General features: G+C 43.8%; 10 protein-coding genes. All 10 read right to left on the reverse strand.

Annotated features, from left to right (window positions below; all coding sequences use genetic code 11):
• Window positions 1–260: 260 nt before the first annotated feature.
• The 10 genes from ABWU87_RS06250 to ABWU87_RS06295 all read right to left on the reverse strand — a co-directional run bounded on the left by ABWU87_RS06250 (window position 261) and on the right by ABWU87_RS06295 (window position 12,429).
• Window positions 261–2,117 (reverse strand): carbon starvation CstA family protein, encoded by a 1,857-nt coding sequence (locus ABWU87_RS06250; RefSeq protein WP_353334130.1) that lies wholly within the window; start codon window positions 2,115–2,117, stop codon window positions 261–263.
• A gap of 179 nt (window positions 2,118–2,296) precedes the next feature.
• Window positions 2,297–2,926 (reverse strand): M23 family metallopeptidase, encoded by a 630-nt coding sequence (locus tag ABWU87_RS06255; RefSeq protein WP_434533911.1) that lies wholly within the window; start codon window positions 2,924–2,926, stop codon window positions 2,297–2,299.
• Between the two features lie 228 nt (window positions 2,927–3,154).
• Window positions 3,155–4,405 (reverse strand): imidazolonepropionase, encoded by a 1,251-nt coding sequence (gene hutI / locus ABWU87_RS06260; protein WP_353334131.1) that lies wholly within the window; start codon window positions 4,403–4,405, stop codon window positions 3,155–3,157.
• A 3-nt stretch (window positions 4,406–4,408) separates the two neighbouring features.
• Window positions 4,409–5,899, reverse strand: coding sequence for a histidine ammonia-lyase (gene hutH, locus ABWU87_RS06265; RefSeq protein ID WP_353334132.1), 1,491 nt, complete (start codon window positions 5,897–5,899; stop codon window positions 4,409–4,411).
• Window positions 5,900–5,901: 2 nt separating this feature from the next.
• Entirely contained in the window at window positions 5,902–7,932 is a 2,031-nt protein-coding gene (locus tag ABWU87_RS06270) for a urocanate hydratase (protein WP_434533912.1), read from the reverse strand.
• A 6-nt stretch (window positions 7,933–7,938) separates the two neighbouring features.
• Window positions 7,939–9,633: a glutamate formimidoyltransferase gene (ftcD, locus tag ABWU87_RS06275; RefSeq protein ID WP_353334133.1), complete on the reverse strand. Its 1,695-nt coding sequence runs from the start codon at window positions 9,631–9,633 to the stop codon at window positions 7,939–7,941.
• A 314-nt stretch (window positions 9,634–9,947) separates the two neighbouring features.
• Window positions 9,948–10,502: a DUF1697 domain-containing protein gene (locus tag ABWU87_RS06280; RefSeq protein ID WP_353334134.1), complete on the reverse strand. Its 555-nt coding sequence runs from the start codon at window positions 10,500–10,502 to the stop codon at window positions 9,948–9,950.
• A 5-nt stretch (window positions 10,503–10,507) separates the two neighbouring features.
• Entirely contained in the window at window positions 10,508–11,536 is a 1,029-nt protein-coding gene (locus ABWU87_RS06285; RefSeq protein WP_353334135.1) for a PhzF family phenazine biosynthesis protein, read from the reverse strand.
• Window positions 11,537–11,571: 35 nt separating this feature from the next.
• The gene (locus tag ABWU87_RS06290; RefSeq protein ID WP_353334136.1) at window positions 11,572–12,162 is read right to left on the reverse strand and encodes a hypothetical protein; all 591 of its coding nucleotides are present in this window, start codon (window positions 12,160–12,162) and stop codon (window positions 11,572–11,574) included.
• A gap of 63 nt (window positions 12,163–12,225) precedes the next feature.
• Window positions 12,226–12,429, reverse strand: coding sequence for a hypothetical protein (locus tag ABWU87_RS06295; RefSeq protein WP_353334137.1), 204 nt, complete (start codon window positions 12,427–12,429; stop codon window positions 12,226–12,228).
• Window positions 12,430–13,469: the final 1,040 nt, after the last annotated feature.

The following is a 13,469-nucleotide window of genomic DNA, read 5'->3' on the forward strand; positions in this document are numbered from 1 at the left end:
AAAGGAGCACAGCTTTTTGGTGGGAAAATTTATAGTGAAAACACACTATCGCCATATAGAGAGATGAAAATAATCTCACTTACAACCCATAACTTCAATAATAAAAAGACCCCTTATTTCAGCTTTTTCAGATGAACAAGGCTAAAATAAAGGGCTTTTTTCAGAGGTTTTAGTCAATAAGGTTTTCATTTCTGAAATCTCATTTTGAAACGACCTCCATTACATTAAAATCACGAAAAATTCAAAATCAAAACAATAAATTACAATATCCTGTCTTTTGAACGTACATCATTTTTAAGGTTATTATACGACATCACCGGTTCGCCAATAAGTTCTATCTCAACCGAAGAGAGCTCATTAGTACTCATCTTGGTTATTCGTCTCCAGTTTATGATACTTTCTATAAGAACCAGACAAACCAAAAGAATCAATATCGCAGAAATAATGGCAAGAGAATACAAACCTTTCGGTAGGTAGTTCTGGAAAATATTCATAAGCGCAGCCGACAAGGTGACAACCGTAACAAAGCACAAAGGTATAACAGTTACCCAAACATATTTATTTTGTTTTGAACGGAGCAGATAGGTTGTTCCAATTGCAAACGCTATGATTGCCAGCATTTGATTGGCCGTTCCAAACAATGGCCATATGGTAGAAATATCACCCGTGTATAATAAATATCCCCAGAATAAAGTGATCAGTCCGGAAAAGAAAATCGCATTAAACCAGGAACGTTTCTTCGACATCTCCCTTGAGTTCTGACGAAACAGATCCTGAAGCAGGTATCGGCCAATTCTTGTGCCCGAATCAATCGTTGTCAGAATAAACAGCGCCTCGAACATGATACAGAAATGATACCAGTACCCCATCATTGATTTCAGCCAGGGAACACTCTGAAATACATAAGTCATGCCGACTGCCAACGATACAGAGCCTCCGGGTCTGCCTGCAAGATCTTCACCAACCATAGCCGATAGCTGTGGCAAATCTTGAGGAACCATGTGTAATTTATCAAAGACTTCAGGAACTGAGTTGATTGCAAAATAGTCGGAAGTTGGTAATACTGTTGCAGCAAGCAGAGCCATTATTGCAACAAAAGCTTCCAGAAGCATGGCTCCGAAACCGATTGGCAAAATATCTTTTTCGTTTTTAATCAGTTTAGGGGTTGTTCCAGAACTTATCAGAGAATGAAAACCCGACAGAGCACCACAAGCAATCGAAATAAACAGGAAAGGAAATACTTTACCCGGCACAATGGGTCCGCCACCATTCACAAATTGGGTAACAGCCGGCATATTAATATCCGGTTGTATAATAATGATGCCAAGTGCCAAGGCACCAATCACACCCAGTTTCATATAGGTGCTCAGATAATCTCTTGGCAGAAGCAACAACCACACCGGCAATGCTGCAGCAAGGAATCCATAAACAGCAAGCAGCAGCGACATTTGTTTCTGATCAAAATCCAGGTAGCTCCCTAAAAACGAATTCTGAACCACAGGACCAAGAACAACTCCCAACAATACCAACAGAACACCTATTACAGTTCCTTCCAGTATTTTGTCAGGCCTTATATACTTTAAATAAATTCCAATGAATATGGCAACGGGGATTGTAAACCCAACCGTAAAAGTTCCCCAGGGGGAATTTTTAAGAGCGTTGACAACCGGGATTCCCAAACCGGCCATTGATACAATAAGTATGCTAATCACTGCAAGGGAAGTTATCAGACCAAGCCTTTCTCCTACAAGATCTCGAGCAATTTCGGCTATTGATTTTCCTTTGTAACGTACCGAAGCGGTGAGAATAATCATATCGTGAACAGCTCCAGCAAATAAAGATCCAACCAGGATCCATAATATACCGGGAAGGAATCCATACTGAGCGGCAAGTACCGGGCCAATAAGAGGGCCGGCTCCTGCAATCGCAGCAAAATGATGCCCCATTAACACCACTTTGTTTGTCGGGACATAATCGTGCCCATCTTTTAAAGTAACCGATGGTACAGGATTATCTTTATTCAACATTAGAACTTTATACGCCATAAAGCGGCCATAAATCCCGTATCCAATAGCTAAAAATAGTACTGAAATAATTACAATTACGATTGAATTCATAAAAAGATAATATTAAATTTAAAGTTTTGTCATGGTTCATTGAGATACGTCTCTACGCTCTTCTCGGGTTACCACACTGAAATAAGGTTAAAAAAACTATAATACAATAGTCTTCAAAGATACTGTTTTCTGTTTTTTCACCAAAAAAATAAATTATCTTTTTAATCTATGAGAACCGGTTAATTCATGGAAACAGGTTTCACCTTAACGCCTCTGCCCTTTTTTGTGCAGACAATGGCTCTCTTGTGCAAGGAGCGGTCAGAAAGGTCAAAAATAACATTGGGATTGAAATGTTTGCCATCAATGCGGAACTCAAAATGCAAGTGTTCAGTTGTGGCACTTCCTGTTCTTCCCGTCAAGGCAATGGCCTGTCCGGCCTTTACCACATCACCCGATTTTACAAAATTCTTCGAGTTGTGGCTATAGAGACTCTCCAATCCATTTGCATGCCGAACTACTATCACATTGCCATATCCTCCGTACTTTTTCGACATACGAACCACGCCATCAAATGTACAGCGTATCGTGTCATTGGCACATGTTTTTATGTCAGCACCCGAGTGTCCGCGGCGTGCGCCGTAACCTGAGATTACTTTTGCGCCGGGCAAAGGAAAGCAATATTCGCCCTCATTTAATTGCTCCAAGTGAATCGTTACACTGTTGCCTTCTGCAAAAACATCAGGGTCGGAAACTCGCACATGATTAATTTCCATGCTCGAGAAGTTTTTCATAGGAGGATCTCCTGCTTGGATGAACTGTGAAAGAGATAGTAATATCGATAATGCAATAAATTTAAGAGATAATTTCATGTTTTTAATATTTAGATTTTCGTAGAATCCCAATTGCTTAAGAAATCAAACAAAAGACTAGCGTCGGGCAGGATTCATGTTTCACTCATAGTATTTCGAGGAATAACTAGTCTAAAACCTGTTTATCCTCGTAAGCATTTCAAGCTTTACGACAAAAATAATAAAATTATCCGTCCACTGCAAGGCTTAAATGGCAATGGACGGATTTTTTTGGTTTTTATCCTGATTTTATTTACTTCGACAAACCACTCTCCCACCCAATATCACACTATCAATCAAGTTGGAAGTATAGGCATAAGGTAAGAAATAAAGGGATGGAATCTCTTTCGTGATAAGTACGTTTGCCCGTTTCCCCACACAGATAGAACCGTGAGTATCACTGATACCCATGGCATAGGCGCTGTTGATGGTCGCGGCATTGATTGCCTCCTCAGGAGTCATCTTCATTTTGATGGTTGCCAGCGAAAGAATGAATTTCATATTTCCCGAAGGGGATGAACCCGGGTTGTAATCGGATGCAAGAGCAACGGGAAGCCCACTATCAATCATTTTGCGGGCAGGCGGATAGTTCATCCCCAGAAAGAAGGCAGCACCCGGCAATAATGTCGGCATCGTTCCACTTCCTGCCAGAGCTTCAATCTCTTCATCACCGGTAAACTCCAAGTGGTCGACCGACAAAGCATTGTGCTTCACTCCCACCTGTATGCCACCGGACAAAGCCAGTTCATTGGCATGTATCTTCGGGCGCATGCCGTAAGCAGCGGCTGCTTCGATAATACGTTCCGTCTCTTCGCAGGTAAAAAAGCCCTTATCGCAAAAGCTGTCCACAAAGTTGGCCAGCCCTTCTTTCCCCACGGCAGGTATCATCTCATTAACAATCAAATCCACATAGGCCGACTGCCGTCCTTTATACTCCGCAGGCACGGCATGTGCTCCCAGAAAAGTAGCCCTGATGGTAAGAGGCGTGGTTTCGCGAAGCCTTTTAATAACGCGCAACATTTTAAGCTCGTCTTCGGTCGTCAGTCCGTAACCGCTCTTTATCTCTGCTGCCCCGGTACCCATGGAGATAATCTCGTTTACCCGGGCAAGTGCCTCTTCATAAAGCTCATCCTCGGTAGTATCATGCAAACGTCGGGCGGAATTGAGGATCCCTCCTCCACGTCGGGCAATCTCCTCGTACGAAAGTCCGTTTATCTTATCTATAAACTCCTGCTCCCGACTGCCTGCATAGACAAGGTGGGTATGAGAATCGCAAAAAGCCGGCAGTACCATCTTTCCCGTTGCATCAATCACCACATCCGCTTCGATAGTCTTAGGAAGAGAGGACATTGGCCCAAAGGATAAAATGCGTTCATCTTCCATCAACAAATAGGCATCATTGATGCAGGGCAACGAAGCCATCTCCTTGCCGCAGACCATGGTCCGCGGTTGCTCCTCTACCTGACAAAGTTCTTTGATATTCCTGATTAACAGCCTCATCTTTTAAAATTTTATTTTCCGTAGAAATTCAACACTGTTGCTGATATGGGTGTACATCACACAATCGTTGCCAATGAATGGAACTACCTTGCGATACTCCGCACAGATGCTTTGCAACACCGGCGATGTTTTTAGCGGCAAGCGAAAATCGATGGCCTGTACGGCATTAAACAGCTCGATGGCCAGTACCCGTTCACTGTTCTGAACCACCTTGTAACATTTCGTTGCCGCATTGGCTCCCATACTTACATGGTCTTCCTGCCCCTGCGATGACTCGATCGAATCGACCGAAGCTGGAGTACAGAGCTGTTTGCTTTGGCTGACAATGGACGCTGCGGCATATTGCGGAATCATAAACCCGCTGTTCAGTCCGGGATTGCTTACCAGGAAAATGGGAAGCCCTCTTTCTCCGGCAATAAGCTGATAGATGCGCTGGGAGGAGATACTGCCCAGTTCGGCCACGGCGATGGCCAGAAAGTCGAGCGCCACGGCTAGCGGCTGACCGTGAAAGTTACCCGCCGAGATCACCAAATCCTCATCGGGTACAATCGTCGGATTATCCGTGGTGGAATTGATCTCCGTGGTAAACACACTCTCCACATAGGCAATGGCATCCTTGGATGCACCGTGCACCTGCGGTACGCAACGGAAGGAATAAGGGTCCTGAACATGCACCTTCTGACGGGAGATTATCTCGCTTCCGGCAAGCAGTTCACTAATACGACGGGCGGTTTCAATCTGCCCCTTGTGCGGACGAATGGCATGTACAGCCGGATGGAATGGTTCAATGCGCCCATCGAAAGCATCTATCGAGATGGCTGCCGCTACATCGGCAGCAGCCGAGATTCGTTTGGCATTCATGATGCACCAGCAACCGTAAGCAGCCATAAACTGAGTACCGTTCAGCAGCGCCAATCCCTCCTTGGACTGCAGGGTGACCGGTTTCCAGCCGAACATTTCGTTCACCTCATGAGCCGGCAAATCTTTCCCATTGTAATTCACTTCCCCCAAGTCGAGAATGGGCAACGAAAGATGAGCAAGCGGCACTAAATCGCCCGATGCCCCAAGAGAGCCTTGCTGATAGACCACCGGACAGACATCATTGTTAAAGAAGTCCACCAAGCGTTGAACCGTTTCCAGCTGCACCCCCGAATAGCCGTAAGAGAGCGATTGAACTTTCAGGATAAGCATCAGCTTCACAATCTCATTGGGCACCCGTTCACCAATGCCACAAGCATGAGACATCACCAGGTTACGTTGAAGTATGGAGAGCTGTTCGCCGCTTACGCTTATATCACACAGACAGCCAAAACCGGTTGACACGCCATAAATAGGTTCCTTCTGGGTTTTCATCCGGTCGTCCAGGTACTTCCGCCCTTTCAGGATTAGCGCCTTCGACTTTTCTGACAATTCCAGTTTGAATCCCTTCTCAATAATCTCCTGCAACCGGTCTATTGAAAGATGTTCCGGACTGATTTTATGTATTTCTTCCATTGTTATTCGTGTTTTAAAGTAGCTTTAATAAGGTTTTCGTCGGCAATATTGGGTAGTGTTACCACAAGTCCGGGGGTACGTGCCATTTCCCGTTGAATAGCATCCATCGCTCCCCGGTTACGTGCCCAACTGCGGCGTGCAAGTCCGTTGTTTACATCCCACAAAAGCATGGATTTAAGTCGGTTGTCAGCTTCGTCCGTTCCATCAATCACCAACCCGAAGCCACCATTAATCACCTCTCCCCAGCCTACTCCGCCACCATTGTGTATAGAAACCCAGGTAGCACCGCGGAAAGAGTCGCCAATCACATTCTGCACGGCCATGTCGGCGGTAAAGGATGAGCCATCATAAATATTCGAAGTCTCACGGAAAGGCGAATCAGTACCCGACACATCATGATGATCGCGTCCAAGCACTATCGGAGCGGAAATCTCTCCACGCCGGATAGCCTCGTTAAGCGCACCGGCCACCTCAATCCGTCCTGCCGAATCGAGGTAAAGAATACGAGCCTGCGAGCCGACCACCAGATTGTTTTTCTGAGCCTCTCTTATCCAATGCAGATTATCTTCCAGTTGCGACTGAATATCAGCCGGTGCAGTCCGAAGAATGCTTTCGAGCACTTCCGCCGCAATCCGGTCGCTAACGGCGAGGTCCTTCGGATTGCCCGAGGTACACACCCAACGGAAGGGGCCAAAGCCATAATCAAAGAAGAGTGGCCCCATGATATCTTGCACATACGATGGATAACGGAAAGTGCCGTCGGCCTTCATCACATCGGCTCCGGCACGTGACGCTTCGAGCAGGAAGGCATTGCCGTAATCAAAGAAGTACATGCCCTGACCGGTAAGTGCATTAATGGCAGCTGCCTGTCGGCGCAACGACTTGCGCACCTCCTCCTGAAACCTATCTGGTTCTTCCGCCATCAGGCGGTTTGCCTCCTCGAATGCGATGCCTGCAGGATAGTAACCACCTGCCCAAGGGTTATGCAACGAAGTTTGGTCGGAGCCCAAGTCCACATACATCTTTTCAGCAGCCAGACGTTCCCATAAATCCACCACGTTACCTTGATAGGCAATCGAGACAACCTCGTTTGCATCAACAGCCTTGCGTATACGTGGCAGTAAAGTATCCAAATCGGTAAACACCTCGTCCACCCACCCTTGCGAATGGCGAACGGCTACCGCCTTGGGATTAATCTCGGCAATAACGGATACCACTCCGGCAACATTGCCCGCCTTGGGCTGAGCCCCAGACATGCCGCCCAATCCGGAAGAGACAAACAGCACACCTTTGCTTGAAGGATGTATGGCACGCTGCTTCCGTTTGGCATTTAACACCGTAATAGTAGTGCCATGCACAATGCCTTGCGGCCCGATGTACATGTACGAACCGGCTGTCATCTGACCATATTGGGAAACCCCCAACGCATTGAATTTCTCCCAATGGTCTTTGGACGAATAATTGGGAATAACCATCCCATTGGTAACCACCACCCGCGGAGCATCCTTGTGAGACGGGAAAAGCCCCATCGGGTGACCCGAATACATCACCAGCGTCTGCTCGTCGGTCATAGTGGCCAGGTATTTCATGGTGAGCAGATACTGCGCCCAGTTCTGGAACACAGCCCCATTGCCACCATAGGTAATCAGCTCCCTTGGATGCTGAGCCACCGCATCATCGAGGTTATTGCTCAGCATCAACATAATGGCCGCGGCCTGTTTCGACCGACAGGGGTAGTCGTCGATGGGGCGGGCATAAATCTTGTAATCCGGGCGGAAACGATACATATAAATACGACCATACCTGGCCAGTTCGTCAGCAAACTCGGAAGCCAGCACCGCATGATGCCTGGCCGGGAAATATCGGAGCGCATTCTTCAAAGCCAGCTCCTTCTCTGTCTCGGTAAGAATCTCTTTCCGTTTCGGAGCATGATTCACCTCCGGTTCGTAAGGTTTCAGCTCGGGTAGCGTATCGGGTATGCCGGTCAGCACTAATCTGCGGAACTCCTCTTTGCTTATCTCTTTCGTGTTCATGGCAGATTATATTTTACGATTCACTATATCAAGAATAACGCTTTCCCTCTCTTGTGCCAGCTTTGCCATATCGGCCGCCTCTTCCAAAATGGGGTCCACCAACTCTCTGTTCTTTATTCCGGCCGCATTAATCCGCACATTGAGCCATGCGCCCAGCACTGCCGACCGGGCAGCTAGGGCACCTACCCCTGCATCCGACACCGAGTTCGGATTTCCCTCTTTAGCCATCTGTTCCACAATATCAAACACCTCCATCGAAGCCTTCATCACCCGGAAAGGAATTTGAGTAGCGTAAAGCGTAGCCACCTGAATGGCCTTGGTACGCGCCGCCTTTTCCTGGTCGGTATTCTTGGGTAAGCCGAAAACATCCATCACCTTGTTGAAGGCACGGGTATCCTCATCCACCAGAAAGAGAAGCTCGGCCAGCAAAGCCTGCCCTCTTTCCGCATAATCCGAAAACTCTTCCCAACAAGCATCCCATCCCGCTTTATGCGAAGAGAGGTTGGCCACCATAGTGCCCAAAGCAGCACCAAGGGCACCCATATAAGCAGCGATGGAACCGCCACCGGGTGCGGCAGATTCACTGGCAGTTTCGGCAGCGAAGTCCGAAACGGTCATGTCCACCAGTTTCTCTTCCGTCTTTCCCTCTAGCATATACTCAATCACCTTGTTCTTTACATCAAAAGGTTTCAGATCATCAAGCCCCATTGACTTGACAGCTATCTTGATAATCTCCTGTTCGGATATACCCACGGAGCGTTGTTGTTTACGGAGGAAATATTTACCGGCATCAATCAGCGTAGACTTCGGCACCAGTCCTACAATTTCGGTACCCGTAACCCTCACACCTCGGGCGGCTGCCTTGGCCGACACCTCTTCAAAAGCAATGTGAACAGGCGTAACGGCTATATTGGTTATATTCATGGATACTTGGGCAATGCCGTACTCTTTGATAAACCAGCCGATAGCTGCCGTACTTTTCAAGGTACCTGGAATATAGATATCGTTTCCATTCTCATCCTTCAGTATCTTTCCCACCGGAGAGTCGCCTTCACGCTTCACCCGTCCACGTTCGCGAACATCGAAGGCAATGGCGTTGGCACGGCGAGTGGAGGTAGTATTCAGGTTGAAGTTGATGGCAATTAGGAAATCCCGGGCTCCCACCGCCGTACAACCTGTTGCGGCGACACGTTCATTCCACTCCTCTCCACCAAAATCAGGCATCTGAGCCGGATTTCCAAAACGAGGTTTCAGCCCTTCGTACTCCCCTTCCCTGCACACAGCCAGCTTCTTTCGTTCGGGACGAATAGCGGCATATTCATAACAATAGGTGGGGATGCCCGCTTCGGAGGCAATTCTGGCGGCAAGCTTGCGGGCATATTCAGCCGTTTCTTCCATGGTAATGCCCGAAACTGGGATGAGCGGCAACACATCGGTGGCTCCCATACGGGGATGCTCGCCGTGGTGGTTTCTCATGTCAATCACTTCCCCCGCCTTCGCCACGCAACGAAAAGCAGCTTCCACCACAGCTTCTATCTCTCCCACAAAAGTAACAACGGTACGATTGGTAGCTTTACCCGGATCTACATCAAGAAGTTTGATGCCTTCTACACTCTCAATTACATCGGTAATCTGTTTGATAACAGTCATATCGCGGCCCTCACTAAAGTTGGGCACGCATTCTACAATTCGCTTTTCCATTCCTGTACTAAATATATAAGGTTGATTTGTTTTTCCTCTACACGAGTATGCCACTAAAGTAGTGTATCACCTTGATTTACACAAGAATTTTTCCATATTATTTAAAGAATAATCGATTCAAATATAGAAATATGACAGTAATGCCATTCTTATAAAGCCACCCTATCCATTTAAAAAATAAAAATAAGCCGATAAAAAGGACAATTACCATCAAAATGACAAAAGTAGATCCTGTACATGCAAAGTCATAAAAGCCGAGAACAAACCAAGTGTAAGAAGTCCTGTCTTTATCATTTGTTTGTTAATAATTCAATTTATATCTCTTTTGCCAACAGAACAAGCTTATTTAAAGTCTTCCAGTTGCGGATAGTTACTGTTTCATCAAGCTTCTGCAAGTTATTGGCAAGCTTAGATTTACTAATGCTATTACGAAATAACAGATACACGTCTCTGCCTATAATACGGTAATCATCACTATCACTTCTATATGCGTTAAGATATTCTGTTTTATCTTTTTGGGGAACTGTAGACAATAGCGCTACATACAAGCATTCTTTATCTGACAAAGATTCTGCTTCCGATATCTCATCCTTTGAGAAAGGACAATCAAGGATCATTTTTTCTAATTCAGCCAGCATTCTCAACACCACCTTTACCGGAAAGCCAAAAGCTGCCTCAATCTTATTTTCTATTATAACTTGAAGAGTCGCTTCCTCTTCATCCGATTCGAATATCACATTACCACTTTGAATATACGTTTGCACTGCATTAAGTCCAATCGCTTCCAATGCTTTCTTTAATTCAGGCATCTTTATCATATTCTTTCCGCCTACATTAATTCCTCTAAGTAATGCAATATAAATATTCATTTTAATTACAAATAATAATCTCCCTGAATCTTAACAACAGCATTACCACCAAAAAGGACTTTACCATCTACAGCCTTGAGCTTCACAATATTAAAAAGTTCCTTTTCTCCATTCTGTTCAATAGAAACAGGGTGACCATCCCATAATTGATTCTTCAGCATGTAATATCCCATTGCCGAATTTCCGGAACCGGTTGCGGGATCTTCAAGATAACCAAATTTGGGAGCGAAGACACGGGTCCTGATTCTATTTGATTTATCGGCTACATCATTGGTAAAAACGAGTATTATATCTATATCATTATTAACGCAGAAGTCTTTCAGTTTTTGTTCATCGGGAAGTAAACCAAGAATGTTATCTAAATCTGTAATCGGAACGATTAATGTTCTTAAACCGGCATCAATCAACATAATGGGATTTTGCTGATCAATAGTTTCAGGCGAAGTTCCAAGATTAGAAGCTATATCTGTGAGGCTCGGTTTCAGATTGAGGCATTCACGATCGGGAGCTGTTACAAATACTGTATCAAGAGACTGGAGTTCGTTATATACTTTCAAATTGCTTTTATTGGTTTTAATGGTAATTTCCTTTACCTCTGCCAGTTCTTTATTACTTTTTACCAGATTGTACATACATGCAATAGTTCCGTGTCCGCAGAATTCCACCTCGCATTCGGAAGAGTAGTAACGCAGCCTGTATGCATTATCATCAAGCGGAATGCAATAAACTACTTCAGACACAAACCCTTTGTGGTCTTTTGCTATGTTCAGCATCTCTTCATCAGTTAAGTGCTGATCTTTGTCAAGATACAGACAGGCGGCAGGATTCCCTTTCGAATTTCCGCTGGTAAAAGCATCCAGTTTTCTGTAAGTGAATTTATTCTTGGTATCAGTTTCAGAGGCTGCAACCGGGTTTGCTGATTTCGCCTGATTAGCTGTAGTTGTTCTCTTATTACCATACTTGCGAGCTTTCTCCCATGCTGCCTTCCTAGCTTGGTATTGTTCGTATTGATTTTCTAAATAATTGTCTGCCATAAACTTTTTACTTTCCTATCTGATATAATGCGCTTCTATTTGTTCTCAATCGTAACATTTGGGATATTTGTTGAGATCATTTCTTTTAGATAACTTATTCTATCATTATCAAGAGCCTTGAAAAAAGCTGTAATATCATTTCCGTAGCCTCTTTTTGAATAAGCATAAACAAATAACGCTTTCCCTCTTTTAGGTATTTCAATTTGTTTATATCGATATAGATTAAATTCAACAACTGTCAGCATGCTATCTTTGCTTTCACTAAGCAGAAAGTCTACAAGATATTCCTTTCCATCAGGACTTTTAGTAACTTGATAATTACATATAGGATCAGTCTTTCTTCTTGCAATCAGCTCATTTACTTTTTGATTTACAGCACCCTCAGCATTTATATCAGTGATAAAAAGATGTATAGTCAACATCTGATTAAAACTTTCAAAGTTCTCTCCTTTGGGTAAATACTCTTGAATTAAATAGTTCTCATTGGGCTTTGCAGACCATGATAATTTGTAATCCATTTTATTAAATTCTAAATTTTCTTTTATTCCAAGTCTATTAACTGGATTTTGAGCCATCGATGCTAAAGACAAGAAGAATACAAAAAGTGTTGTTAATAGTTTATTCATATTGTAGGTTTTTAATTTATTACAGTTATGCATGGGATAGTTCCATTATCATAGTAATTTTTATTAGATTTTGAAGGAGGTTTTGGTATCAATATCGGCAATATCAATGATCCATCTCCTTTCGCTATCGACTTTATCTTGTTCCAACCCATCGGGATAACGAAGAAACAGCACCCATGAAGTCTGTCCAATATAATCCAACTCACTATTCGCCCCGGAATCTTTGTATAATATGTCGTCTATATTCTTAAATGTCTGTTCAAACATAATTTCGTTATTTATTACAGACAAAGATACTAAATCCATTTAACATAGACCATGAAAAAATTCGATAAAAAACTCACATCTAATTTTCACCACATTTACAATTTTATCAGAAAATTCAGTTAACATTTATAGAGAATTGGCTTTAGAACTAAGGTAGTAACAGCACAAACAAGCATATTTTATGCGCAGAACGAGGGCCGGCATTTTTATATGTCGGTATATTTCTCATTTAACTAATATTTTTTTTAACAAATATAACTATCTATTCATTTCACTATCAAGCATTAATATTTTTGTGTGGTGCAGAGGGTGGAGATGAAAAGGCATTTTTGGAGTCGTGAATTATTATTTCAGATAAATTCTTCAGAAAATTGAATTTTCAAAATTAAATTTCAGAAAAGGTTGGCAGGTCGATTTTACTCCACCCTCTACACCACACCGCCCTCCGATTAAAGCTGCAAACCACTATATATCTGTATATTACACCCATATAAAGAGAATAATATCGGGGTGGCAGTAGGTTTTATACTACACCCCAGCCCCCACCAAGCTTCCAAGTACACCATTTATCTGCACCATGCATCTTTGAGCGGACAGATGGTGCAGAAAAACTCACTACTTTTCTTTGTTTTCAACCCTCCATCTGTTTTACAAGCAAAACATGTCGCACTCCTCTTCCCCAGGAAAGACAACTCACTTTCAAGCCTCAAAGCAAAAAAAGTCAACCAGTATCAGTGTTTGACTATATATTGGTCAACCAATTATCTACTTAGGGGCATTTGTAGTCAACCGAAATCAGTTTAACACACCCCCAACGTTGCATTAAGAATCTCAAAGGAAGCACTAATCATTTATTGGCGAGGGATTAACCCAATCATGTACATGTTTACCTCCTAATCTTGTACATGTTTGAGTTCAATCTTGTACATGATTGGGGCGTATCTTGTACATGATTGGAGTAATTCATCAGGTTGTTTTAGTTAATTCATTGAGCAGCTTTTATAGTTGACGGATTAAGGCTGGTTACTTCCACTATTTAC

The sequence above is a fragment of the Bacteroides sedimenti genome (assembly GCF_040365225.1).
GTDB classification, from domain to species: Bacteria; Bacteroidota; Bacteroidia; order Bacteroidales; family Bacteroidaceae; genus Bacteroides; species Bacteroides sedimenti.

Coding starts and splice junctions, on each gene's coding strand:
- ABWU87_RS06250 (WP_353334130.1), bottom strand. CDS start 2,117: ATGAATTCAATCGTAATTGTAATTATTTCAGTACTATTTTTAGCTATT.
- ABWU87_RS06290 (WP_353334136.1), bottom strand. CDS start 12,162: ATGAATAAACTATTAACAACACTTTTTGTATTCTTCTTGTCTTTAGCA.
- ABWU87_RS06270 (WP_434533912.1), bottom strand. CDS start 7,932: ATGAACACGAAAGAGATAAGCAAAGAGGAGTTCCGCAGATTAGTGCTG.
- ABWU87_RS06255 (WP_434533911.1), bottom strand. CDS start 2,926: ATGAAATTATCTCTTAAATTTATTGCATTATCGATATTACTATCTCTT.
- hutI (WP_353334131.1), bottom strand. CDS start 4,405: ATGAGGCTGTTAATCAGGAATATCAAAGAACTTTGTCAGGTAGAGGAG.
- hutH (WP_353334132.1), bottom strand. CDS start 5,899: ATGGAAGAAATACATAAAATCAGTCCGGAACATCTTTCAATAGACCGG.
- ftcD (WP_353334133.1), bottom strand. CDS start 9,633: ATGGAAAAGCGAATTGTAGAATGCGTGCCCAACTTTAGTGAGGGCCGC.
- ABWU87_RS06295 (WP_353334137.1), bottom strand. CDS start 12,429: ATGTTTGAACAGACATTTAAGAATATAGACGACATATTATACAAAGAT.
- ABWU87_RS06285 (WP_353334135.1), bottom strand. CDS start 11,536: ATGGCAGACAATTATTTAGAAAATCAATACGAACAATACCAAGCTAGG.
- ABWU87_RS06280 (WP_353334134.1), bottom strand. CDS start 10,502: ATGAATATTTATATTGCATTACTTAGAGGAATTAATGTAGGCGGAAAG.